General features: G+C 72.2%; 21 protein-coding genes, 1 pseudogene and 1 riboswitch. Of the genes and pseudogenes, 12 read left to right on the top strand and 10 right to left on the bottom strand.

Going from position 1 to position 24,416, the window contains the following annotated elements:
• Positions 1-2 precede the first annotated feature (2 nt).
• Positions 3-332 carry a phenolic acid decarboxylase gene (locus ACZ52R_RS17025; protein ID WP_360490037.1) on the bottom strand — a complete coding sequence of 110 codons (330 nt, stop codon included), beginning with the start codon at positions 330-332 and terminating at the stop codon, positions 3-5.
• A 606-nt stretch (positions 333-938) separates the two neighbouring features.
• A riboswitch (cyclic di-AMP (ydaO/yuaA leader) is annotated at positions 939-1,104 on the top strand.
• 1 nt (position 1,105) lies between these two features.
• On the opposite strand from ACZ52R_RS17025, the gene ACZ52R_RS17030 reads away from it, so the two are divergent.
• Positions 1,106-2,386 carry a glycoside hydrolase family 16 protein gene (locus ACZ52R_RS17030; protein WP_465662286.1) on the top strand — a complete coding sequence of 427 codons (1,281 nt, stop codon included), beginning with the start codon at positions 1,106-1,108 and terminating at the stop codon, positions 2,384-2,386.
• Positions 2,387-2,461: 75 nt separating this feature from the next.
• Here the strand turns inward: ACZ52R_RS17030 and ACZ52R_RS17035 are convergent, their stop codons facing one another.
• Together ACZ52R_RS17035 and ACZ52R_RS17040 are read right to left on the bottom strand one after the other, a co-directional pair.
• Complete coding sequence (locus tag ACZ52R_RS17035) at positions 2,462-3,040, bottom strand: hypothetical protein (protein WP_465662288.1); 579 nt, start codon at positions 3,038-3,040, stop codon at positions 2,462-2,464.
• Positions 3,041-3,356: 316 nt separating this feature from the next.
• The gene (locus ACZ52R_RS17040) at positions 3,357-4,154 is read right to left on the bottom strand and encodes an IclR family transcriptional regulator (protein ID WP_465619739.1); all 798 of its coding nucleotides are present in this window, start codon (positions 4,152-4,154) and stop codon (positions 3,357-3,359) included.
• A gap of 201 nt (positions 4,155-4,355) precedes the next feature.
• Here ACZ52R_RS17040 and aceB point away from each other — a divergent pair, with 201 nt between their 5' ends.
• Complete coding sequence (aceB, locus tag ACZ52R_RS17045; protein WP_465619741.1) at positions 4,356-6,008, top strand: malate synthase A; 1,653 nt, start codon at positions 4,356-4,358, stop codon at positions 6,006-6,008.
• A gap of 145 nt (positions 6,009-6,153) precedes the next feature.
• On the top strand, positions 6,154-6,555 hold the full coding sequence (locus ACZ52R_RS17050; protein WP_360490025.1) for an allophanate hydrolase-related protein: 402 nt from the start codon (positions 6,154-6,156) through the stop codon (positions 6,553-6,555).
• 291 nt (positions 6,556-6,846) lie between these two features.
• On the opposite strand, the gene ACZ52R_RS17055 is transcribed toward ACZ52R_RS17050, so the two are convergent.
• From ACZ52R_RS17055 to ACZ52R_RS17085, 7 genes are all read right to left on the bottom strand, one after another.
• On the bottom strand, positions 6,847-8,232 hold the full coding sequence (locus ACZ52R_RS17055; RefSeq protein ID WP_360490023.1) for an 8-oxoguanine deaminase: 1,386 nt from the start codon (positions 8,230-8,232) through the stop codon (positions 6,847-6,849).
• 68 nt (positions 8,233-8,300) lie between these two features.
• Complete coding sequence (locus tag ACZ52R_RS17060; protein ID WP_360490021.1) at positions 8,301-9,758, bottom strand: nucleobase:cation symporter-2 family protein; 1,458 nt, start codon at positions 9,756-9,758, stop codon at positions 8,301-8,303.
• 308 nt (positions 9,759-10,066) lie between these two features.
• On the bottom strand, positions 10,067-10,987 hold the full coding sequence (gene pucL, locus ACZ52R_RS17065; RefSeq protein WP_465753674.1) for a factor-independent urate hydroxylase: 921 nt from the start codon (positions 10,985-10,987) through the stop codon (positions 10,067-10,069).
• A gap of 32 nt (positions 10,988-11,019) precedes the next feature.
• Entirely contained in the window at positions 11,020-11,355 is a 336-nt protein-coding gene (gene uraH, locus ACZ52R_RS17070; RefSeq protein ID WP_360490017.1) for a hydroxyisourate hydrolase, read from the bottom strand.
• A gap of 109 nt (positions 11,356-11,464) precedes the next feature.
• Positions 11,465-11,968 carry a 2-oxo-4-hydroxy-4-carboxy-5-ureidoimidazoline decarboxylase gene (gene uraD, locus ACZ52R_RS17075; RefSeq protein WP_360490015.1) on the bottom strand — a complete coding sequence of 168 codons (504 nt, stop codon included), beginning with the start codon at positions 11,966-11,968 and terminating at the stop codon, positions 11,465-11,467.
• A gap of 208 nt (positions 11,969-12,176) precedes the next feature.
• The gene (locus ACZ52R_RS17080; RefSeq protein WP_465619749.1) at positions 12,177-12,557 is read right to left on the bottom strand and encodes a helix-turn-helix domain-containing protein; all 381 of its coding nucleotides are present in this window, start codon (positions 12,555-12,557) and stop codon (positions 12,177-12,179) included.
• Positions 12,554-12,799: a thiamine-binding protein gene (locus ACZ52R_RS17085; protein WP_465620007.1), complete on the bottom strand. Its 246-nt coding sequence runs from the start codon at positions 12,797-12,799 to the stop codon at positions 12,554-12,556. Before ACZ52R_RS17085 ends, ACZ52R_RS17080 begins: the two co-directional genes overlap by 4 nt.
• A gap of 215 nt (positions 12,800-13,014) precedes the next feature.
• Between ACZ52R_RS17085 and ACZ52R_RS17090 the strand changes: the two genes are divergently transcribed.
• The 9 genes and pseudogenes from ACZ52R_RS17090 (at position 13,015) to ACZ52R_RS17130 (ending at position 24,408) form a co-directional block, all read left to right on the top strand.
• Positions 13,015-13,860 (top strand): TIM barrel protein, encoded by an 846-nt coding sequence (locus ACZ52R_RS17090; RefSeq protein ID WP_465619751.1) that lies wholly within the window; start codon positions 13,015-13,017, stop codon positions 13,858-13,860.
• Positions 13,861-13,923: 63 nt separating this feature from the next.
• A complete protein-coding gene (locus ACZ52R_RS17095; protein WP_465753675.1) occupies positions 13,924-14,811 on the top strand; it encodes a 2-hydroxy-3-oxopropionate reductase in 888 nt (295 codons plus the stop codon).
• A 442-nt stretch (positions 14,812-15,253) separates the two neighbouring features.
• Positions 15,254-16,396, top strand: coding sequence for a glycerate kinase (locus tag ACZ52R_RS17100; RefSeq protein ID WP_465619755.1), 1,143 nt, complete (start codon positions 15,254-15,256; stop codon positions 16,394-16,396).
• A 170-nt stretch (positions 16,397-16,566) separates the two neighbouring features.
• Positions 16,567-18,000, top strand: coding sequence for an allantoinase AllB (gene allB / locus ACZ52R_RS17105; protein WP_465619757.1), 1,434 nt, complete (start codon positions 16,567-16,569; stop codon positions 17,998-18,000).
• A pseudogene (alc, locus tag ACZ52R_RS17110) lies at positions 17,990-19,075 on the top strand (allantoicase); the annotation flags it as partial. The gene allB and the pseudogene alc, both read left to right, overlap by 11 nt.
• A gap of 292 nt (positions 19,076-19,367) precedes the next feature.
• A complete protein-coding gene (locus ACZ52R_RS17115; protein ID WP_465619759.1) occupies positions 19,368-20,828 on the top strand; it encodes a catalase in 1,461 nt (486 codons plus the stop codon).
• Between the two features lie 326 nt (positions 20,829-21,154).
• A complete protein-coding gene (locus tag ACZ52R_RS17120; RefSeq protein WP_360489997.1) occupies positions 21,155-21,934 on the top strand; it encodes an IclR family transcriptional regulator in 780 nt (259 codons plus the stop codon).
• 287 nt (positions 21,935-22,221) lie between these two features.
• The gene (locus ACZ52R_RS17125; RefSeq protein ID WP_465619762.1) at positions 22,222-23,139 is read left to right on the top strand and encodes a metal-dependent hydrolase; all 918 of its coding nucleotides are present in this window, start codon (positions 22,222-22,224) and stop codon (positions 23,137-23,139) included.
• A 180-nt stretch (positions 23,140-23,319) separates the two neighbouring features.
• Positions 23,320-24,408, top strand: a complete 1,089-nt coding sequence (locus tag ACZ52R_RS17130; protein WP_465753676.1) for a PDR/VanB family oxidoreductase — start codon at positions 23,320-23,322, stop codon at positions 24,406-24,408.
• Positions 24,409-24,416 lie beyond the last annotated feature (8 nt).

The following is a 24,416-nucleotide window of genomic DNA, read 5'->3' on the forward strand; positions in this document are numbered from 1 at the left end:
TCTCAGGCCACCCGCTCCAGCGAACCGGTGTGCAGCTGGCCGACCCGGCCGCCCTCGCCCTCGAAGGTCCAGAAGGCCCGCACCGTCAGCTTGTTCAGGTCCATCACATGGCTGACGGTGATCCCGCTCTGCTCCGTCCAGCTGACGAAGTAGATCTCCGGTGCGACCTCGGCGACGTGCAGCCGCACGTCCTCCCACTGGCCCGCGGACTCGCCGAGGCCCTCCCAGCGCAGCCGCGTGCCGTCGGCCGAGTAGGTGTTGCGGAAGGCCGCGCCGTTGTCGGCCCGGAAGACGTAGGTGCGGCCGGCGAAGGCGGGCAGGGACGCGATCATGGTGGGGCGGCTCCTCGTTTCGGGCTTTGGTGCTCTTGTGCACTGCGGAAATGTCAGGCCTCCAATTTATCCGACCGGGTGCAGTCGGTCAGATCTTTGCCACGGTACGGATCGCCACCGCGCCGCCCGCCGGGGGGTGCGACCGGCACATGGACACCCGCCGCGCTCCGGTCCTACCGTCCGCCCATAAAACGCACCCCTGCGAGACTCACCCCAGCGAGACGCACCCCCACCACGCCCGTCCACACCACCGGCATCGCGACGGTCGGCGGCACCCGGCTGCTGAGCGGCCTCGACCGCCTGGAGCTGGCCTGGGCGCCGGAGGCCGAGAGCCAGGTCGACGCCTGGCTCGGCTGACCATCCCGCCAGGCCTTCGGCCGAGCACCCGGACGGGCACCCGGCCAGGAACCAGGACGGGCATCCGGCCGGGCCGGGGGATTGATCAACTCGGCCGCCGCACAGCGTTGTTGATCGACACCACTGTGAGCTGCGCGACAACCGGACCGACGGAGTTGTCCGTTCACGCACAGCCTGCCTAGCCTGCAACGGTCGTCCGCCCTCGCGGACCCCGCCGCCGGGACGCCGAGTCCCGTCCACCCGTCGGCGGGTCACCGAGCACCACGCGGACGGGAGCGGGGGAACCAAGGTCGGCGCCCGGCCCGCGCGCTCACGCGTACGGGTCGTGGCTAGGGGTGAAGCCGTTCCACAGGCGGCCGGGCCAACTGCAGCCCGAACCCGACAGCTAACCTCGCAGGCGTCGCAGAGGTCCGCTCATGCCCCAGCCTGCTGTCCGGCGCGCCACGCCGCGCCGCGCCCGCCCCTCCCGCCGCGGCCGCAACGCCGCCTTCGCCGCCACGGGGGCGCTCGCCATCAGCGGCGCCGGCCTGTTCGGACTGCCGTCCGTGAGCAGTGCCCAGGCCGCCACCGCGCCGACCGTCACCCAGGACCGGCTCGCCCCCGCCACCATGGTCGCGGGCAAGGCCGGCACCGCCTCGCTCGGCCTGCACTCCTCGGCCTGCTTCACCGCGAAGACCGTCGGCGTGGGCGTGCGGGACGCGCGCGGCACCAACCTCGACTTCCCCGGCAACGCCTCCAACGTGCAGATCTGCCCGAGCGGCGTGAACTTCACCAGCGGCGCGCGCACCCTGCCCGCCGGGACGTACACCCAGTTCGGCTTCTGGCAGGACCTCGGCGGCGTCTGGCACAACCTGCCCTCGCAGCAGCTGATGGTCTCGGCCACCGCCACCCCGGCCCCGGCCCCGACGGCCACCGCCACCCCGGCGCCGACCTCCACGCCGACCCCGACCTCCACGCCGACCCCGAGCGCCACGGCCAGCCCGACCGCCCCCGCGCCGTCCTCCCCGGTCGTCGGCAAGTCGCTGACCTGGTCGGACGAGTTCAACGGCTCGATCTCCTGGGGCCAGCGCTGGGTCGGCGACAAGAGCACCTCGTACAAGTACGGGAACCACAACCCGGACGACAACAAGCTGGACTGGCTGAACAAGAACAACGTCAGCGTCGCCAACGGGGTCGCCACCTTCACCGCCGCCCCCGGCGGCCCGGCCCTGGAGAACGGCAAGCAGTCCTGGAACACCGGCTTCCTGACCACCGAGGGCTCCAGCGAGGGCTTCCAGGTCAAGACCGGCGACTACGCCGAGACCCGGGTCAAGCTGCCCGCGGGCACCGGCGCCTGGCCGGCCCTGTGGACCTGGAAGAACGGCAACGGGGAGATCGACTCCTTCGAGTACCACCCCGACAACCCGAACCTGCTGGAGCTGACCAACCACGTCAACCCCGGCAACCCGAAGTACTACACCGACGCGAGCGCCATCGCGAAGGACCAGTGGGTGACCATCGGCACCTACTACGGCGCGAACTCGGTGGACTGGTACGTCAACGGCGTCAAGGTCTTCTCGGACGGCAAGGGCGTCGGCGCCAACTGGTCGGCGTACCTGATCCTCAACCTCTCGGTGTGCGCGGGGCAGTACCACCCCGCGCCACAGGGGACCGCTCCGATCACCATGGCCGCCGACTACGTCCGCGTCTACCGCTAACCGGTAGGACGTCTCACCGGTCGCCGCAAGCCGGCAGCCGCTCGCCGGCGCCCGGCGCCCGGTGGGACGACGTGCTCAGGAACCGGCAGCCGTCTCGACCACCGTGATGTCGAACGGCTGCCGGTTGTTGCTCTCGTCCCGGTCGTCCGCGCTGCGCACCGCGACCCAGCCGCCGCTCAGTTTTCCCAGGGGCAGGTCGGGGTCCAGACGGACCGGGACGAGGGCGGTCGCGGTGCGCAGCGGCGGCAGCCCGGGCCCGAAGACGCAGCGCACCCGGTGGCCGTTCTGCAGCACCTCGCAGTTGTCGGGGTAGTAGGGCCCCTCGGGGGTGACGCCCTTCGGCAGGGTGACCACGACCGTGAACGGGGAGGCGGTGGCGTCCGGGCCCCTGTTGGCGACGAAGCCGTGGACGGTCGTGGTGCCGCCGGGCGGCGCCGCCGGGTCCGGGTCGATCCGGACCACCTCCAGGTCGGAGTCGGACGGCGCGGCGACCACGGCGGGCAGGGTGGACACCTCGGGGACGGCGGACGCGGTCGGCGCGCCCGGCGCGACGACCTCCACCGCCGGACGGGGCTCCGGCCGACGCAGCGCCCAGGACGGGCTGGTGGCCGGCACCGCCACCGTGCAGCCCGCCACGACGGCCGCGACCAGCACGGCCCCGCCGTACCTCCTGCCCCTCGTGCTGCCGTGCGATCCCGTGTCACCGCAAGACCCAGTGCTGCCGCGCGATCCCGAGCCACCTCCTACGACGCCCCGTACGTCCTGCTGCTCCATGCCGCTCACCGTGCCCTCGTGCTTCGGCCGCCCGCACCGTCGCGGGCCGCGTCCGCACCAGGGTGGCCGAGCTGTCGCCGCGACCGGGGCGCATCCCGACCCGCCCCGCCGCCGTCCGCTCGAACGGAGGACGTGCGGTGTCGGCCCGGCGGCCCGTGTCGGAAGGGGGGGTGACGAGGCGTCAGGCTGGTGGCCCTCAGGGGGCGAGGACCTGCCCCAGCCGGCCGGCGATCTGGCGCATCACCGGTACCAGCGAGGCGGCCCCGGCCTGCTCCTCCAGGGCCCGGATGCGGGCCTCCGGCCCGGAGACCGAGAGCGCGGTGGGCGTCGGCGCGCCGGGGACGGCGAGCGCGATGCAGCGGACGCCGATCTCCTGCTCCTGGTCGTCGACCACGTAGCCGCGCTCGCGCGCCTCGGCGAGCTGGTGCAGCAGCTCCTGCGGGTCGGTGACCGTGTACTCGGTGTGGGCCGGCAGCGGGTTGGGGCCGAGGACGGCGCGCGCCTCGTCCTCGGGCAGCTGGGCGAGCAGTGCCTTGCCGACGCCGGTGCAGTGCGGCTGCACCCGCCGCCCGACCTCGGTGAACATCCGCATCGAGCGCCGCGACTGCACCTGCCCGACGTACACCACCTCGCCGCCCTCCAGTACCGCCAGGTTCGCGGTCTCGCCGGTGGCCTCCATGAGCTCGGCCAGGTAGGGGCGGGCCCAGCTGCCGAGCAGCCGCCCGGCCGTCTCGCCGAGGCGGATCAGCCGGGGGCCGAGGGTGTAGCGGCGCGCGGTGTCCTGGCGGACATAGCCCTGCTGGACGAGGGTACGAACCAGTCGGTGGATGGTCGGCATCGGGAGGCCGGAACTGGTGGAGAGCTCGCTGAGCGTGGCCACGCCGCCGGCGTCGGCCAGCGCCTCCAGGAGTTGGAAGGCGCGCTCGACGGACTGCACGCCGCCGCTCGCGCGGTCGGAGCCTGTCGTCGATGCTGTGTCGGGGGTCGCAACCACCGGCGTTCCCTTCGCTGTCGGGGAGGAGTAGAGTCCCGGCGACCTATTCAACAAACCGTTGAAATTCTGTATCGCGGAAACTAGTCTCCACCTTACAGAATCGAACTCGCCGACAGGCGGGTAACGATCGAGGAAGTTCCCGAGGAAGTTCCCACCGGAGCTCCCTTCGCCAGGCTCAACCGTCTTAGGAGTGTCCTGCTCATGGCTGCAGATCAGGGGCCCGTCGGCACCTCCCCCGCCGCTCCGGTCGTCACTGTCGCCGGTCCGCGCGTCCACCGGGCGGAGGAGGTGCTCACTCCGGAGGCCGTCGCCTTCGTCGTCGGCCTCCATCGCGCCTTCGAGGACCGCCGGCAAGAGCTCCTGGCCAGGCGGAAGACCCGCCGCGCCGAGATCGCGGCAGCCGGCACGCTGGACTTCCTCCCCGACACCGCCGACATCCGCGCCGGGGACTGGAAGGTCGCCGAGGCGCCCCGCGCCCTCCAGGACCGCCGGGTCGAGATCACCGGGCCGACCGACCGCAAGATGGTCATCAACGCCCTCAACTCCGGCGCCAGGATCTGGCTCGCCGACTTTGAGGACGCCACCTCCCCGACCTGGGAGAACGTGGTCAGCGGCCAGGTCAACCTGATCGACGCCTACGAGGGCCGGATCGACTTCACCACCCCGGCCGGCAAGGCCTACGCCCTCAAGCCCGCCGCCGAACTCGCCACCGTCGTGGTCCGCCCGCGCGGCTGGCACCTGGACGAGAGCCACCTGCTGGTCGACGGCACCCCGGTCGCCGGCGCCTTCCTCGACTTCGGCCTGTACTTCTTCCACAACGCCGCCCGGCTGCTCGCCAAGGGCGCCGAGGACCCCAACTCCGGGCCGTACTTCTACCTGCCGAAGACCGAGAGCCACCTCGAGGCCCGGCTCTGGAACGACGTGTTCACCCACGCCCAGGCCGCACTCGGCATCCCGCACGGCACCATCCGCGCCACCGTCCTGATCGAGACCATCACCGCCGCCTTCGAGATGGACGAGATCCTCTACGAGCTGCGCGACCACGCGGCCGGCCTCAACGCCGGGCGCTGGGACTACCTGTTCTCGATCGTCAAGAACTTCCGCGACGCCGGCGAGCACTACATCCTGCCGGACCGCAACAGCGTCACCATGGCCTCGCCGTTCATGGCCGCCTACACCCGCCTGTTGGTGCAGACCTGCCACAAGCGCGGCGCCCACGCGATCGGCGGCATGGCCGCGTTCATCCCCAGCCGCAAGGACCCCGAGGTCAACGCGGCCGCGCTCGAGAAGGTCAAGGCCGACAAGGACCGCGAGGCCGGCAATGGCTTCGACGGCTCCTGGGTCGCCCACCCGGACCTGGTGCCGGTCGCCCGGGCCTCCTTCGACGCGGTGCTCGGCGAGCGGCCCCACCAGAAGGACAACCCCGGCCCGTCCGAGCCCGTCACCGCCGCCCAGCTGCTCGACATCGCCGGCGCCGGCGGCACCTGCACCCACGCGGGACTGCACAACGCCGTCCAGGTCGGCGTCCGCTACATCGAGGCCTGGCTGCGCGGGATGGGCGCGGTCGGCATCTTCAACATGATGGAGGACGCCGCCACCGCCGAGATCTCCCGCTCGCAGATCTGGCAGTGGATCCACAACGGGGTCGTGCTCTCCGACACCGGCGAGAAGGCCACCGCCGAACTGGTCCGCAGCCTGGTCGCCACGGAACTGGCCGAACTCCTCGCCGAGCTGGGCGAGGATGCCTACCGTGCCGGCCGCTGGCGCGAGGCCGCCCAGCTCTTCGAACAGGTCGCCCTGGCCGAGGAGTTCGCGGACTTCCTGACCCTCCCCGCGCTTCCCCTGCTGGGCTGAGCCCAATCTAATCCGCCGGCTCCGCCGCTGACGCCTGCCAGGCTGTAGCACTCCGGCGGCCCGTTACTCCGTTCCGTACGGCGACGAATCCACCTGTCCTCTCATCGCCGTACGGAACGGCCTTTTCCTCGCAAGGAGTTCACCCATGCCGCGCATCTTCTTCAACGGCCAGGCGATGGTCGGCGGCCCGTTCCACGCCAAGGTCGCCGACGCGCTGATCGGGCCCGCCCGGACCGCTCCCGGCTACCGCTTCTTCTCCATCGACCACAGTGGCGGCACGGACGTCTGCCCGGGGCTGCTGCCCGACCCGGACGTCGACACCGCCATCGAGGGCGAGCTGTACGACATCAGCCTGGAGCGGCTGCGGGACGTCGTGCTGCCCGGCGAACCGCGCGAGCTGGAGCTGGGCGTGATCACGCTGGAGGACGGCTCCGCGTGCTTCTCCATGCTGCTCGCCCGGGGCGAAGTCGAGCGCGGCGTCCACCGCGAGATCACCCACCACGGTGGCTGGCGCACCTACCTGTCGACGATCGGGCGCGCGGCCTGACGGCGGACGGATGACGGCGGACGGATGACGGCGAACAGATGACGGCGACCAGATGACAGATGACAACTTTCGTCATCTGTCATCTGGTCGCTGTCGTCTGTCATCTGTTCGCTGAGGCTCCCCGCCCGGAGTTCGCCCCCGAGCTCGCCGGGGTGGGGGCGGGTCGGCGCCGGGCACGCCGCGGCCCCGGACCCTCGCCGTGGGTCCGGGGCCGCGGTCCGCGCACCCGCTGTGGGGTGCGCGGAGTCCGGGGGCACACCGTCCCTGGGTGCCCTCGGAGTCCGAGGGGTGTCAGACCGGTCGGGCCGCCAGCTCCCGGGCGGCGCGGGCGCAGTCGCGCGCGATCCGGTCCTCGTTGACGGTGGTCAGCTGCCCCTTCTCGACCACCGCGTTGCCGTTGACGAACAGCGCTGACAGCGGCGGCAGGGCACCGAAGGTGAGCGCGGCGATCGGGTCGGCGATGGAGGAGTGCATGACCCCGTCGATCTTCCACAGCGCCAGGTCGGCGAGCTTGCCGACCTCGATCGAGCCGATCTCGTTCTGCCGGCCGAGCACCCGGGCGCCGCCCATGGTGCCGAGGCGCAGCGCCTGGCGTCCGGTGAGGGCGGTGGGGGAGCCGTGCAGCCGGTTGATCAGCAGGGCGTTGCGCAGCTCGGTGCCGAGTTCGCCGGACTCGTTGGAGGCGGTGCCGTCCACGCCGAGGCCGACCGGGACGCCGGCCCGGAGCATGTCGGGTACCCGGGCGATGCCGGCGGCGAGGCGGGCGTTGGAGGAGGGGCAGTGGGCGACGCCGGTGCCGGTCTCGGCGAACTTCGCGATGTCGGAGTCGTTCATGTGGACGCAGTGGGCCATCCAGACGTCCTCGCCGAGCCAGCCGACCGACTCGAAGTAGTCGGTCGGGCCCATGCCGAACAGCTCCTTGCAGAACTGCTCCTCCTCGGCGGTCTCCGAGCCGTGGGTGTGCAGCCGGACGCCCTTGCGGCGGGCGAGTTCGGCGGACTGGCGGAGCAGGTCGGTGGAGACCGAGAAGGGCGAGCAGGGCGCGATGGCGACGTGCAGCATCGAGCCGAAGGAGGAGTCGTGGTACCGGTCGACGGCGGCCTCGGAGGCGGCCAGGATGTCGTCCAGCTCCTCGACGGCGTGGTCCGGCGGCAGGCCGCCGTCCTTCTTGCTGCGGTCCATCGAGCCGCGCAGCGCGGTGAACCGCAGGCCGAGCTCCTGGACGGCCTCGATGGAGGCGCCGAGGACGTCGCCGCCGTCCTGGGGGAAGACGTAGTGGTGGTCGGAGGCGGTGGTGCAGCCGGACTTGAGCAGCGCGGCGGCGGAGCCCTGGCTGGCGGCGTGGACGAGCTTCTCGTCGATCCGGGCCCAGGTCGGGTAGAGGGCGACCAGCCAGTCGAACAGGATGTTGTCCTGGGCGAGGCCGCGGGTGATCCACTGGTAGAAGTGGTGGTGGGTGTTGACCAGGCCGGGGGTGATCAGGTGGCCTTCGCCGTTGATGCGGCGCACCACGTTGTCCAGCCACGCCGGGGCGGCGCCGTCGCCGACCGACTCGATCGTGTTGCCGAGGATGACCACGTGGCCGCGGGCGTACTCGGTGTCGTTGGCGTCGACGGTGGCGATCGCGACGTTCTCGATCACGATCCGCTGGTCGGCGGGCGGGGGCTGGACTGCCATGGTGTCTCCTAGTGGGGGAGGGCCGGGAGGAGGGCGCGTCGGGGCGAGGCGCGCTCCTCCCGGACCGGTCAGGACGGTGTCGCCGTCGGCACCGTCGCGCCGGAGCCCTCGCCGGATCTGGACCGGCGGGCGGCTCCGACGTGGTGGAAGAGCAGGTTGAGCAGGACGGCCATCACGCAGCCGGCCGAGATCCCCGAGTGCATCAGGGTCCTTACGGCCTCCGGGAAGGAGTCGTAGAACGTCGGCGCGGCGATCGGGACGATGCCGACACCGAGCGAGACCGACACCAGGATGGTGTGGGAGCTGGACTCCATGCCGGCCTCCGCGAGGGTGCGGATGCCGCTGGCCGCGACCGTGCCGAAGAGCACGATCCCGGCGCCGCCGAGGACGGGCTGCGGTACCAGGGAGACGACCGAGCCCAGCACGGGGAAGAGCCCCAGCAGGACCAGGATGCCGCCGCCGGCCGCGACCACGAAGCGGCTGCGGATCTTCGTCAGCGCGACCAGCCCGATGTTCTGGGCGAAGGCGCTGGCGGCGAAGCCGTTGAAGACGGGGCTGAGCGCGGTGGCCAGGCCGTCGGCCCGCAGGCCGGCGGCGAGGGTGGTTTCGTCGGCCTCGCGGTCGACGATCTTGCCGAGCGCGAGCATGTCGGCGGTGGACTCGGTCATCGAGACCACCATGACGATGCAGAGCGAGACGATCGCGGCCGCGTCGAACATGGGCGCGCCGAAGTGGAACGGGGAGGGGAGCGCGAAGACCTTCGCGTCCCGGACCGCGCCGAAGTCGGCCAGCCCCAGCGGGAAGGCGATCAGGGTGCCGAACGCCAGGCCGACGAGCAGGGACAGCTGCTGCCAGAAGCCGCGCAGCAGCCGGTTGCAGAGCACCACCGCGGCGAGGGTGATCGCGGCGAGGCCGATGGCCCGCATGGAGCCGTACCCGGGGGCGCTCGGCGAGCCGCCGCGAGCCCAGTTGACCGCCACCGGAAGCAGGGACACCCCGATGAGGGTGATCACGGTGCCCTGGACGACCGGGGGGAAGAACCGGATGAGCTTGCAGAAGTACGGCGCCGCGAGGAAGCACAGGGCCCCCGCGACGATCACCGCTCCGAAGATCACCGGGAGGGCGTTCTTCGGTCCGTGTTCGTTGGCGATGGCGATCATGGGCGCGACCCCCGCGAAGGAGACGCCGTTCACGAACGGCAGTCGCGCGCCGATCTTCCAGACCCCGAGGGTCTGGAGGAGGGTGGCCAGTCCGGCGGTGAACAGGCTGGCCGATATGAGCAGGGCGAGTTCGGCGGGCGAGAGCCCGACGCCGGCGCCGACGATGAGCGGGGGTGCGACGACCCCCGCGTACATCGCGGCGACGTGCTGGAGTCCGGTGGAGAACAGTTTCACCGGGGGCAGCAACTCGTCCACGGGGTGGGTCCCGGGCCCGGACTCCTCGCCGGGGAGGCTGGTGGAGGTGTCCGGGCCAGGGGGTCCTGCCGGGGTGGAACCGCCGTCTGTACTGGTGTTGCTGGGTGCCATGTCGAGCCCCTCTTGTGCCCGTGGCTCCCGGCGCGCCCGTGGCGCTGGAGTGCGGCTGGTGGTGATGTGGCCGAGGACGGGACGGCGGTGCAAGGATTCCTCGGCCGGCCTCTCCAGTGCCCCGGGCCGGCCGCCGCGAGGCAGACACGAACTCCGGTGGGTGGGGGTGGAGAAACTGGTGGTGCGGGTGATACGGATGGCGCAGGTGCTGCCGGTGGTGCGGATGGACCGGCCCGCCCGGACTCGACCGGCCTGAGGGGGCCGGCGGGTGCGGCGATTCCGGGCGGTGTCCACGGTGGTGGGGGAGGTCAGGCGACCGGGATGACCGGGGCGACGCCCTCGCGGTGCACGGTGCCCTCGATCAGGCCGTACATGCGGTCCGCGGCGTAGTAGACCTCGTTGTCGTTCTTGAGGCCGAAGGGCTCCAGGTCGACGAGGAAGTGGTGCTTGTTGGGCAGCTCGAGGCGTACCTCGTCCACCTCGGCGCGGTTGTTGAGGACCCGGGTGCCCATCGCGTGCAGGGTCTGCTGCAGCGAGTAGGAGTAGGTCTCGGCGAACGCCTCCAGCATGTGGCGCTTCACGTGGGCGTAGGAGCGGTTCCAGTTGGGCTGGGCCTCGCCGTCCTTGCCGCTGTAGCCGTACTTCCAGCGGGCGGTCACCTGGGTGGCGAGGATGCGGTCGTACGCCTCCTGCAGGGTGGTGTACTTGTCCTTGATGTAGCCCCAGAACTCCGAGTTGGTGGAGTTCATCACCACGAGGTCCTTCAGACCGGAGATGACCTGGACGGACTCACCGTCGTAGAAGATCTCGGTGGTGCGGACCTCCTGGCCGCTGCGGACGAAGGAGTGGCCGACCTCCTCCGAGCCGATGAAGCGGGCCGAGCTGTCCGGCGTCTTGATCCGGTCCCAGGTGTACTCCTCGATCCGGATCCGGGCGCCGTGCACGACGCCGCGCTCGGTGTTGTCGACGAAGTGGCGCGCCAGGATGATGCCGAAGGCCTCGGCCGACTCGATGCCGTACTCCTTGGCGAAGGCGTAGACGGTGTTCTTGGTGGTGTCGGTGGGGAGGCAGTTGGCGTTGGACCCGGTGAGGTGGACGTCCTCGAACTCGCCCTGGAGGGAGACCGAGACGTTCAGGTCCTTGATCTCGTGCCGGGTGGAGTCGCGGGAGATCCGGACGATGCGGTTCTCCGCCTTGCCGTACTGGTTCTGACCGAGCACGTGGGCCATGACGTGGCTCCTAAAGCTTCCAGGTCGGTCTACTAGCTTCCGCGGTAGACCGAGTATCCGAACGGGTTGAGCAGCAGCGGCACGTGGTAGTGGTGCTGTTCGGGCGCGACCGTGAAGACGATCGAGACCTCGGGGAAGAACGGCGGCTCCGACGACTTGAGCGCGTAGTGGGCGCCGGTGTCGAAGAGCAGCCGGACGACCGAGCCCGCCTCCACGGCCGGCAGGTCCTTGACCCGGCCGTCGGAGTCCGTGGCGGAGGTGCCGAGCACCTGCCAGCCACCCTCGGTGTGCAGTGCGAGCTCGACCGGGACACCCTCGGCCGGGCGGCCGAGGCTGGTGTCGAGCACGTGGGTGGAGATGCCAGTCATGGGTGAAGTGACCTTACTGATGGCAGATGTGATGGTGCGCCAGTTCCCGAGCGACCTGGCCGGGCGCGTGAGCGACGACTTTGTTCATGACGGTACGTCAGAAGTGCGGTCAGGAGCCGTCGATCAGGCGGTTGAGGCGGATGTCGTTGATCTTGCGCAGCTCCCCGCGGACGATCTCCGCCTCGGTGGCGGCATCGTTGGGGTGGCGCTCGCGCAGGGCGGCGAGCATGCCGACCGCGGTGCGGCCGGTCGCGCAGATCAGGAACACGTGGCCGAACTTCGCCTCGTAGGCGGTGTTGGCCTCGCGCAGTTCGTCGAGGACCGCTTGGTCCACGCCCTGGATTCCGGCCTGCTCGCGCTCGGAGGTGGCGTCGCCCGTCTTGGGCTTGCCGATCCGGGCGTGGCCGGCCATCGCGTCGCGCAGGTCCTCGGCCGTCAGCGACGCCATGGCCGCCGCGTTGGCGGCGAGCAGGGCCTCGCGGTCGGACCAGGGCTTGGCCTCCGCGACCGCGGCGGCCCAACGGGGGCTGGAGCATACCTCCAGCAGGATCGCCTCCAGCTCCGCGGCATCGGCCGCGGCCAGGGCGTCAAGGGCGTGGGGGTGGTTGGTCACGAGTGGACCTCCTGAAGAGTGGTGCCACCCGCAAAAGCTAGATCGACCCCACCCGGGCGTCAACACTTTGTTGAACGGTTGGTGGTTACGTTTTGAACCGGCCCGGGATGCCGGGCCCTTTCGTGTGCGATTCGCCAAGTGTGCCCCGCCGCGGGCCGATCCAGACTGGCCGTACCGGCGGGGTCACCCGTTCGGAAAGTCCCGTCGGTCAGGAGGGCTTCGAGCCGTCCTGGCGGTTCAGGTAGTTGTACACCGTGAAGCGGCTGACGCCCAGGGCCGAGGCGACCGTCTCGACGCCGTGGCGGACGGTGAAGGCGCCGCGCTCCTCCAAAAGGGCGACGACCCGCTGCTTCTCCAGCCGGTCCAGCTCGGCCAGCGGGCGGCCGTCGAACTGGCGGGTCATCTCGGCCAGCAGTCGGTCCAGCGCGCTGCTCAGGTGCGGCAGCCGGACGGCCAGCGCCGGCGTGCCCTCCCACTCCAGGACGACGTCCTCGGTCTTGGCCTCGTCCAGCGGGACGGGCGTCGCGCCGACCGCGTCCAGCAGCGGCTTCATCGCCGCGGCGAGCGGGTGTTCCACGTGCTCGGTCACGGCGTACCGCCCTCCTCGTCCAGGACGCTGACCTGGACGGAGATCCGGGTCGCCCCGGCGTCCAAGGTCTCCCGGAGCAGCTTGGTCACCGCGGCGAGGACCTGTTCGGCCTCGCCCTCGGCGCCGGTCCCGAAGGGGCCGACCGACACGGCCAGGCCGGCGTCGTCGACGGCCCTGCGGGCCGCCGCGGCGTGCTCCGGGAACGTGTCCAGTTCGAACGGTTCTGTCGTGAACTCCACCATCAATCGCACGGGATCACTGTATCCAGCGAGGGTGCGGGCGGGCAGGGGCTGGGCGATCGAACAGTCGCGGTACCAGCGGCGGAGCACCCTCCGAGCGTCTTCAACAAAATGTTGCGACGCCCTTGACACTCGCTTCATCGGCCGGAGATGCTTCCACCACACAGAATCCCTCTTCCGGATCGTGGAAGTTGCGGATGACGGAAGAGAGATGAGAGGTGATTGACGTGACGGCCGCTGCCAAGCACCACTACACGGTCAACCTGTCGATCCTGTTCGGCGAGCTGCCGCTCCTGGAGCGCCCCGCCGCGGCAGCCGCGGCCGGCTTCACCGCCGCCGAGCTCTGGTGGCCCTTCGGGGAGGAGCACAACCCCTCCGAGGCCGAGCTCGACGCACTCCGCAAGGCGTTCACCGACGCCGGGGTACGGCTCACCGGCCTCAACTTCCTGGACGACCTGAGCAAGGGCGCCCGCGGTACCGTCTCGGTTCCCTCCGAGCGGGACCGCTTCCGGGCCAACGTCCCGGTCGCCGCGGAGCTCGCCGGCTCGCTCGGCACCAAGGCGCTCAACGCGCTGTACGGCAACCGGGTCGAGGGCGTCGAGGCGGCCGAGCAGGACGCGCTCGCACTGGACAACCTGGTGCTCGCCGCGAAGGCCGCGCACGAGGTCGGCGCGATCCTGCTGATCGAGGCCCTGAACCAGGCCGAGTCCCCGGACTACCCGTTGGTCTCGGCCGCCGCCGCCGTCGAGGTGGTCGACAGGGTCAACGCCGCCACCGGCCTGGGCAACGCCCGGTTCCTGTGCGACCTGTACCACCTGGCCAAGAACGGCGAGGACCTGGCGCAGGTCATCGAGACCTACGCCGACCGCATCGGCCACGTGCAGATCGCCGACAACCCGGGCCGCAACGAGCCCGGCACCGGCGGACTGGACTTCGAGGACCTGTTCGCCCGGCTCACCGCCGCCGGCTACACGGGCCCGATCGGCCTGGAGTACCGCCCCTCCACCGGCGTCAGCGCCGACAGCTTCGGGTGGCTGCCGCGCGAGCTGCGCGCCGCCGAGTAGCGCCACTCGGCTCTCGGCCGACCCACCCGACCTCCCACCCGCACACGTAAGGAACTCGACGCGATGAGCCGCAAGATCGCCTTCATCGGCCTCGGCATCATGGGCAGCCCGATGGCCGCCAACCTGGTCAAGGCCGGCCACCACGTCACCGGCTTCAACCTCACCCAGCCGCAGATCGACGCCCTGGTCGCGGCCGGCGGCCACGGCGCCACCTCCATCGCGGACGCGGTGAAGGACGCCGAGGTCGTCATCACCATGGTCCCGGCCGACCCGCACGTCGAGCAGGCCATCCTGGGCGAGGGCGGCGTACTGGAGAACGTCAAGCCCGGCACCCTGGTGATCGACATGTCCTCGATCACCCCGCAGACCTCGATCAAGGTCGAGGCGGCCGCCAAGGCCAAGGGCGTCCGGACGCTGGACGCCCCGGTCTCCGGCGGCGAGGCCGGCGCCGTCGAGGCCGTTCTGTCGATCATGGTCGGCGGCGCCGCCGAGGACTTCGCCGAGGCCAAGCCGCTGTTCGACGTGCTGGGCACCACGGTCATCCACGTCGGCCCGGCCGGCGCCGGCCAGACCGTCAAGGCCGCCAACCAGCTGATCGTCGCCGTCAACATCCAGGTGCTCGCCGAGGCCGTGGTGTTCCTCGAGAACGCCGGCGTCGACCTGCAGGCGGCCCTGGACGTCCTCGGCGGCGGCCTGGCCGGCTCGACCGTGCTCAACCGCAAGAAGGCGAACATGCTGAACCGCGAGTTCGCCCCGGGCTTCCGGATCGACCTGCACCACAAGGACATGGGCATCGTCACCGACGCCGCCCGCGCCGTGGGCGCCGCGCTGCCGGTCGGCGCCGTGGTGGCCCAGCTGGTCGCCTCCGCCCGCGCCAACGGCGACGGCTCGCTCGACCACTCGGCGCTGCTGCGCGGCGTCGAGCGGCTCTCCGGCCGCGAGGTCAAGTAACACCCCCGGGGGCTCCCGTGCGGAGCCCCCGGCCCGAAGCTCCTCCTGGCGGCGTGTACCCATCCGGTCGTGCCCGCGTCGCCAGGAGGTTTGACCCGACCGGCGTGCGGGCTGGGGCTCATCCGCCCGCCCGCCGGTCGATCCAGCCGGTGATGCGTACTCCCTTCCAGGGGGCACTTCGGTCGTGCCTGCGCGTCGCCTGGCCCCTTCCCCGCCGAGGGGAGCCTCTCGTACGTCGGAAGCGGGACGAGGGGAACGGCGGGGAGGGGGTCGCACCCTCCCGGGGTCTCCGGCCCCTCCCAGGCCGACCAGGCCCTCCCGGGGCCTCCGGACCCTCCCGGGCCGGAACGGCCGAGGGGGTCGCACCCCCGGACCCCCGGGCACATGCTTGACGCACGTCGCAGTACCACCGCCACACCCGTACGGAAGCGAGGACCGCATCATGCCGCCCACCCCCCGCCAGGGCCATGTGGTCGTCGCCCCCGACAAGTTCAAGGGCACCCTGGAGGGTGCCGAGGTCGCCGCCCGGATCGCCGCCGGCATCCGGCGCGCCGCGCCCGGCACCGAGGTGCGCGAGCTGCCCGTCGCCGACGGCGGCGAGGGCACCCTGGCCGCCGCGCTCGCGGCGGGCTTCGACCGCGTCCCGGCCAAGGTGGCCGGCCCGACCGGCCTGCCGGTGGACGCCGCGCTCGCCGTCCGGGGCGACACCGCCGTGGTCGAACTGGCGCAGTCCTCCGGGCTCGCCCGGCTGCCCGGCGGCCGGACCGCCCCGCTCGCGGCCGGGTCCTACGGGGTCGGCCAGCTGATCGCCCGGGCCGTCTCGCTCGGCGTCAAGCGGATCGTGCTGGGCCTCGGCGGCAGCGCCTGCACGGACGGCGGGGCGGGCATGGTGCAGGCACTCGGAGTGCGTCTGCGCGACGCCGAAGGCGCCGAACTCCCGCCCGGCGGAGCCGCGTTGCGCAGGCTTGCGGAGATCGACCCGGGCCCGCTGGCCGACGGCCTGCGCGGCGTCGAGATCGTGGTGGCCTGCGACGTGGACAACCCGCTGCTCGGGCCGCGCGGCGCCACCGCCGTGTACGGCCCGCAGAAGGGCGCCGACGGCGACGACCTGGTGGTCCTGGAGGAAGGACTGACCCGGTTCGCCGACCTGGTCGCCGAAGCCACCGGACGGGACGTCCGGGAGGCCTCCGGCGCCGGCGCCGCGGGCGGGGTGGGCTTCGCCGCCCTCGCCCTGCTCGGCGCCACCATGCGACCCGGCATCGAGCTGCTGCTCGACCTGCTGGGCTTCGACGAGGCCGTGCGTGGGGCACGCCTCGTCGTGACCGGCGAGGGCTGCCTGGACGCTCAGACGCTCCACGGCAAGGCCCCCGCCGGAGTTGCCGCGGCGGCCGCCCGGGCGGGGGTTCGGGTGGCCGCCGTGGCAGGTCGACTGGAACTCGCCGAGCCCCAGTGGCGGGCGGCCGGCTTCACCGCCGCGATCGCGCTGACCGACCTGGCCGAACAGCCGGGGGACAGCATGACCAGGGCCGCCGAGCTGGCCGAAGTCGCGGGGGAGAAGCTGGCCGGCGAGCTACTGGCGCGCTGAACCCTCGTACGTTCATCCATTGACGTTTTGTTGAAGGCGGGCCTAGGCTCCCGGCAATCCCTCGCCTCCTCCCGCGTTCGACGACCCTCGAACCACCCGAGAAGCACCCTCGGACACCTCTCCACCCGCCCCCAAACCACCCCCCAACTCCCAGGTTTCGGAGGTCTCCCATGCCTTTCAGCCAGCCGACGGTGATCCGCTCCCGACGGGTCGTCCTGCCCGACGGCGAGCGCCCCGCGGACGTGCTGATCCGGGACGGGAAGATCGAGCAGATCGTCGCGCACGGCTCGCTCACGGTCGGCGACCGCGAGCTCGCCGACCTCGGCGACACCGCCCTGCTGCCCGGCCTGGTCGACACCCACGTGCACGTCAACGAGCCCGGCCGCACCGAGTGGGAGGGCTTCGCCACCGCCACCCGGGCCGCCGCGGCCGGCGGCGTCACCACGATCATCGACATGCCGCTCAACTCGATCCCGCCCACCACCACGGTGGAGGGGCTGCTGGCCAAGCGGAAGACCGCCGAGGGCCAGGCCTGGGTCGACCTCGGCTTCTGGGGCGGTGCCGTCCCCGGCAACGTCGCGGATCTCGAACCCCTGCACCGCGAGGGCGTGTTCGGCTTCAAGAGCTTCCTCGCCCCCTCCGGCGTGGACGAGTTCCCGCACGTCGAGGCCGCCGACCTGGAGGCCGCCCTGGCCGAGCAGGCCCGGATCGGGGCGCTGGCGATCATCCACGCCGAGGACCCGACCGTCCTCGCCGCCGCCCCGCAGCAACCCGGCGTCCACTACCGGGACTTCCTGGCCTCCCGCCCCGCCGACGCGGAGACCGCGGCCGTCGCCCACCTGCTGGACACCGCCCGGCGCACCGGCGCCCGGGTGCACATCCTGCACGTCTCCTCCGCCGCCGTCCTGCCGCTGCTGCGCCAGGCGCGCGAGGACGGCGTCCGGGTGACCGCCGAGACCTGCCCGCACTACCTGACCCTCGCGGCCGAGCAGGTGCCCGACGGCGACACCGCCTTCAAGTGCTGCCCGCCGATCCGCGACGAGTCCAACCGGGACGCGCTCTGGGAGGCCCTGGCGAACGGCGAGTTCATCGCCGTCGTCTCCGACCACTCGCCGTCCACCCCCGACCTCAAGCTGCTGCCCGAGTACGGCGGCAACGGGGACTTCGCGGCCGCCTGGGGCGGCATCGCCTCGCTGCAGCTCGGCCTGCCGGCCGTCTGGACCGAGGCCCGCCGCCGCGGCCACACCCTGTCCGACGTCGTGCGCTGGATGTCCGCCGGACCGGCCGAACTGGTCGGCCTCACCGGCACCAAGGGCGCCATCGCGCCCGGCCACGACGCCGACCTGGTCGCCTTCGACCCCGACGGCGAGTTCGCCGTCCACGCGAGCGGCCTGCACCACCGCAACCCGGTGACCCCGTACGCGGGCCGGACCCTCACCGGCGCGGTGCGCGGCACCTGGCTGCGCGGCCGCGAGGTGGACACCGGAGCCCGGCCCTTCGGCCGGCAGCTCGCCCGGCCCGCCGCCCCTGCCACCCCCCGTACCACCGCCCGGGCCACCGCGCGGACCACCACCCGTTCCACCACCCCGTCCGATCGCGCCTGAAACCGAACGCGCCTACAGAGGAGAGTCAGTGACCACTGCCGACACCCCGAGTGCTCCCTTCACCGAGCTGGTCAACCTGGCCTCCCGGCTGCTCGGCGCGGGCGTCGTCGCCACCAACGAGGACACCTTCGCGGACGCCGAGAACCTGCTGGTCGCCAAGCCGGCCGAGTTCCGCCCGCACACCTTCGGCCACAAGGGCCAGATCATGGACGGCTGGGAGTCCAAGCGCCGCCGCGGCGTCTCCGCCGAGCAGCCGCACCCCACCGACCAGGACCACGACTGGGCGATCGTCCGGCTCGGCGCCGGCGGCGTGATCCGCGGCGTGATCGTGGACACCGCCCACTTCACCGGCAACTACCCGGAATCCGGGTCCGTCGAGGCCGCGTCCGTACCCGGCCACCCCTCGCCCGAGGAACTCGGGGACGCCGACTGGACCACGATCGTGCCGCGCACCCCCCTGCGGGGCGACACCGCCCACGAGTTCGCCGTCGAGGACGGCACCCGCTACACCCACGTGCGGCTGAACATGTACCCGGACGGCGGCATCGCCCGGCTGCGCGTGCACGGCGAGGTGCTGCCCGACCCGCGTGAGCTGGACGGCCTCACCTTCGACCTGGCCGCCCAGGAGTACGGCGGCGTGGCCGAGGCGGCGTCCGACCGCTACTTCTCCTCCCCGCACAACCTGAACGCTCCCGGTCGCGCCTCCGTCATGGGCGAGGGCTGGGAGACCCGGCGTCGGCGCGACAAGGCCAACGACTGGGTGCAGATCGCCCTGGCCGGGGGTGGTGAGGTCCTGGCCGCCGAGGTGGACACCACCCACTTCGTCGCCAATGCCCCCGGCTGGGCCGACCTGATCGGCTTCGACGCCTCGACCGGAGCCGACCCGGCCGCCGGCGAGTGGTTCGAACTCCTGCCCCGCACCCGCCTGCAGCCCGACACCCGGCACCGCTTCCGGCTCGACACCGGACGCCCGGTGACCCATGTGCGCATCAACGTCTACCCGGACGGCGGGCTCGCCCGCCTCCGGCTCACCGGCCGCCTCACCGAGGCCGGCCGCGCGGCCCTCGCGCTGCGCTGGTTCAACGCCGTCCCGGCTGCCGAGGCCGCCACGGCCCTCACCGAGGCCGGGCTGACCGCCGACGAGGCCGCCGCGCTGACCGCCGCCCGCCCGCTGGCGGACCCGGCCGCGGCCGGCGCCGCCGTCGCGGCGCTCCAGCCGGGCGACGGCCCCGACGGCGAGCGCTCCTCCCGCCGCCGCTCGGCCGTCTGGCGCCTGCTCGGCGCCTGAAGCGCCCACCCACTGAAGTGTGACGGCCCGCCAGTCCACTCTCCACGCACCGCTCTTATCGACACCTGAAGGACCCTCCATGTCCAAGATCCTGACCACGGAGTCCGGCGCCCCCATCGCCGACAACCAGAACTCGGCCTCGGCCGGCGAGTACGGCCCGCTGCTGATCCAGGACCAGCAGCTGCTGGAGAAGCTGGCCCGGTTCAACCGCGAGCGCATCCCGGAGCGCGTCGTGCACGCCCGCGGCTCCGGCGCGTACGGCTACTTCGAGGTCACCGACGAGGTGTCGCAGTACACCCGGGCGGACTTCCTCGCCGAGGTCGGCAAGCGCACCGAGGTCTTCCTGCGCTTCTCCACCGTGGCCGGCAACCTGGGCGCCAGCGACGCGGTGCGCGACCCGCGCGGCTTCGCGCTGAAGTTCTACACCGAGGAGGGCAACTACGACCTCGTCGGCAACAACACCCCGGTGTTCTTCATCAAGGACCCGATCAAGTTCCCCGACTTCATCCACTCGCAGAAGCGCGACCCGTACACCGGCGTGCAGGAGGCGGACAACGTCTGGGACTTCTGGGCCCACTCGCCCGCCTCGACCCACCAGATCACCTGGCTGTTCGGCGACCGCGGCATCCCGGCCTCGTACCGCCACATGAACGGCTACGGCTCGCACACCTACCAGTGGGTCAATGCCAATGGCGACGCCTACTGGGTGAAGTACCACTTCAAGACCAACCAGGGCGTCCGCTCCCTGGACGGCGACCAGGCCGCCGAGGTGGCCGGCGCCGACGCCGACTCGCACCAGCGCGACCTGCACCAGGCCATCGAGCGCGGGGTGTTCCCGTCCTGGACCCTCTACGTCCAGCTGATGCCGGTCGCCGAGGCGGCGGACTACCGCTTCAACCCCTTCGACCTCACCAAGGTGTGGCCGCACGCCGACTACCCGCTGGTCAAGGTCGGTCGCCTGGTGCTCAACAGGAACCCGGAGAACGTCTTCGCCGACGTCGAGCAGTCCGCGTTCTCGCCGAACAACTTCGTGCCCGGCATCGGCCCGTCCCCGGACAAGATGCTCCAGGGCCGGCTGTTCGCCTACGCGGACGCCCAGCGCTACCGCCTCGGCGTCAACCACACCCTGCTGCCGGTGAACGCCCCGCGCGCCACCGTGGCCGCCAACTACGGCCGCGACGGCCTGATGGCCACCAACGCGGCCGGCCGTGGCAGGAACTACGAGCCCAACTCGTACGACGGCCCGGCCCAGACCGACAACGCGCTCGCCGCGCCGGTCAAGGTCGATGGCCACACCGGCACCTACACCACGCCGGCTCACAGCAAGGACGACGACTTCTTCCAGGCCGGTGAGCTCTACCGGCTCATGTCGGACGGGGAGAAGGGTCGCCTGATCGCCAACATCGCCGGCTTCCTGGCGCAGGTGACCCGCGACGACATCGTCGAGAAGAACCTCGCCCACTTCCACGCCGCGGACGAGGAGTACGGCGCCCGCCTGGCGGCGGCCGTCGCCAAGCTGCGCTCGGGCGACGAGAGCTGACCGACAGTCACCGACCGACCCCCTTCATCCGCACCACCACCCTCACGGCCGCCGGGCCCGCACCCGGCCGCCGTACGACGGGCCCCTCCCTCCGGGCAGTGGGGGAGGGGCCCGTCGCGGTTTCCGCCGGGTCGCGGTTCCCGGGTCGGGCGGGTCGGCCATGGCTTCCACTGCGTGATCGCCCGGCCGAGAAGTCCCAGGTCGACCGGAGGTTGCTGCACGGAATGTTCACGGATATTCACGGACGGCAGTCGCCGGAGCCACCGGGTCGATAGGCTGGTGCGTGCCCGCGGTCGCTCCGTGGGGGGACATCGGAAGGGGACGACATGTCGACACCAGCCCCGGGTCGTCACGCCGCGCTGGACCAGGGCCTGACCGGCCAGTTCACCTCCCTGCAGCACGCCCTCAGACTGCTGGAGGCGGTCGACCGCCACCCCGACGGCGCCACCCTGGTGGGCCTCGCGCGGGAGACCTCGCTCGGGCTGCCGACCGTGCGGCGGCTCGCGGAGATCCTGGAGATCGAGGGCTACCTCCAGTGTCAGGACGGCGGTTGGGTGCTCGGCGGCACCTTCGCCCTGCTCGGCCAGCAGAACCGGGAGCAGCTGGTCAAGGCCCGGCTCGACCGCAAACTCGCCGAACTCCGGGACGAGTTGGGCGCCGCGGTGTACTTCACCCGGTACCACGACGGCGAGTTGTCGGTGGAGGCGGTCTCGGCGGCCGACTACGCGCCGGCGGTGCAGGAGTGGGTGGACTTCCGGGCCACCGCGCACGCCAGCGCGATCGGCAAGTGCCTGCTCGGCCAACTGGACGCGGACGCCCGGCGCGACCACCTCTCCCGGCACCCGGTCGCCCGGCTCACCTCGCGTACGGTCACCGACGCCGACCAGCTGATGCACCGGTTGGAGCGGCAGCCGGCCACCGTACCGGTGCTGGACATCCAGGAGTACGCGCTGGGCACGGTGTGCGCGGCCGTGCCGATCACGGCGGGCAGTACGGTCGGCTGCCTGGCCACCTCGATGCCGGTGGGCAACGTCCACAAGCTGAAGGCCGCGGCCGAGCTCCTGGCGGCCCGGGCGGCGCCGTTGATGCTGGCGATGGCGGTCTGACGGCGGGGCGGCGGTCGCGTCGGTGAGTTCGCCGCGTGCTTGAGTTCGCCGCGCCCCTGAGTCGTCGCGTTCCTGAGTCGTTGCGTGCATGAGTCGTCGCGTGCATGAGTTCGAGGAAGCCCTGCCGGGAAACCGGTGGGGCTTCCCGCGTTTCCCGTGGTGTTCACCGGTGCACATCACTTATTAGACTCGATGTCGATAAGGGCCGCCGAAACCCTTGTCCCCATCACTACCCGCGAGTACGTTTCCCTGAGCCGAGCCGCCGCCCCAGGTCAGGAGGGCCTGCCATGCCCCGTCCCACCCCCGTCCCCGCCCTCGCCGCCCCCGCCGCGCGCGTGCACGACAGCCTCGTCCTGGAGCCCCGGGACGTCCGCTTCGACTGGGCCCAGCTGCCGCTGCACTGGATCCCGGACGAGCCGATGGCCACCCACGTCATCAACGTGCTGCACCTGCTGCTGCCCGAGGGTGAGCGCTGGTTCGTCAAGGTGTTCAAGGAGGCACTGCCGCTCATCCGGGACGAGCAACTGCGCGAGGAGGTCCTCGGGTTCATCGGCCAGGAGGCCATCCACGCCGAGGCGCACCAGGAGGTCCTCGACCACCTGCTCGGCCAGGGGCTCGACCCGCGGCCGTACGTCCGGCAGGTCTCCTGGCTGTTCCGGCGGGTCCTGGGCGACAAGCCGGGGCTGACGCCGGCGCGGCGGCGGGAGAACGTCATCGAGCGGGTCGCCTTCGTCGCGGCCATCGAGCACTTCACTGCCTTCCTCGGCAACTGGATCCTCAACTCCCCGGGCCTGGACCGGGCCAAGGCCGACCCGACGATGCTCGACCTGCTGCGCTGGCACGGTGCCGAGGAGGTCGAGCACCGCAGCGTCGCCTTCGACCTGATGGTCCACCTGGACCCGGGCTACCTCCGGCGGATCCGCGGGATGGCGGTGTCCGGGCCGCTGCTGGTCCACCTCTGGGTGCGCGGCGCACGCTTCCTGTTGGCCGCCGACCCGACCCTGGCGGGGCGGCTCAAGCCCAGCTGGCGCGAGGCCGGGCGGATCGCGAAGCGCGGCCTGCTGCCGGACCCGCTCGGGTCCCTCCGCTCCGGGCTTCGGTACCTGCGGCCGGGCTACCACCCGACCCAGGAGGGCTCCTCCAGCCAGGCGCTGGGCTACCTCGCCACCTCCCCGGCCGCCCGCGCGGCCGCCGCGAGCGGCTGACGGTCGACGGGCTTCGGCGGACGGGGTTGGGCGAACGGATTTCAGCAGACAGAAGACGTCATCTGTTATCTGTCTGCTGTCATCCGTCGGTTGTCATCCGTCGTCCGTTCGCCGAAGTCCGAAGCCCGAATCCGTCAGCTGTCACCCGCCCTCCTCTCCCGACGCCAAGGACCCCGCCGGATGGACCAGCTCACCCCGCCTCCCGACCTCTACGGCCGCCCGCGCGCCGACGCCTTCATGCGCCGGCTCACGGCCTTCGGCGACCGCTACTCCCCGGCCCTCGGCGGCCCCCTGCTGCGGCGCAACCCCCGCCGCCCGTACAGCCGCCCCCTCCCGCCGCTCCAGCTGGTGGTCACCGCTCGGCGTGAACTCGCCGCTGACGTCGTCGAGTTGCAGCTCGCCGACCCCTCCGGCGGCCCGCTGCCGGCCTGGCAGCCCGGCGCCCACCTGCGTCTCGCCCTGCCCTCCGGCCGCGAGCGCCACTACTCCCTCAGCGGCGACCCGGCCGACCGCGCGGCCTACCGCATCGCCGTCCGGCGGCTGCCCGAGGGCGGCGGCGGGTCCGTCGAGATCCACGACACCCTGCACCCCGGCGCCCGCCTCACCGCCCGCCGACCGCGCAACGGCTTCGCCTTCTGCGCCGAGCCCGCCGTCCTCCTGCTGGCCGGCGGCATCGGCATCACCCCGCTGCTCCCGATGGCCCGCGAGGCGCAGCGGCACGGCCTGGACTGGCGCCTGGTGCACGTCGGCCGCAGCGCCGACACCCTCCCGTACGCGGACGAGCTGCGCGCCCTCGACCCGCACCGGCTGGTGCTGCGCACCGACGACGAGCACGGCGGCGTGCCCACCGGCGCCGACCTGCTCGCCCACGCCCCGCGCGGCGCCGCCGTCTACTGCTGCGGCCCGGCCCCGATGCTCGCCGCCGTGCAGCGGGCCCTGGACGGATCCCAGGCCACCGCCCTGCACTTCGAGCGCTTCGGTGCCGCCCCGGTCACCGACGGCGCGCCCTTCGCCGTCCGCGTCGGCGCCGACGGCCCGACCCTCGACGTCCCCGCCGACCGGTCCGCCCTGGACGTGCTGCGCGAGGCCCGCCCGGACCTCCCGTACTCCTGCCACCAGGGCTTCTGCGGCACCTGCGAGGTCCGTGTGCTGGCCGGCGCGCCCGACCACCGGGACCGCCGCCTCACCCCCGAGCAGCGCGCCGACGGCGCCCTGCTGCCCTGTGTCTCCCGGGCCGCCGAGGGTGAGACCCTCGTGCTCGACCTCTAGAAGGAGCC

The sequence above is a fragment of the Kitasatospora sp. NPDC034023 genome (genome assembly GCF_055575795.1).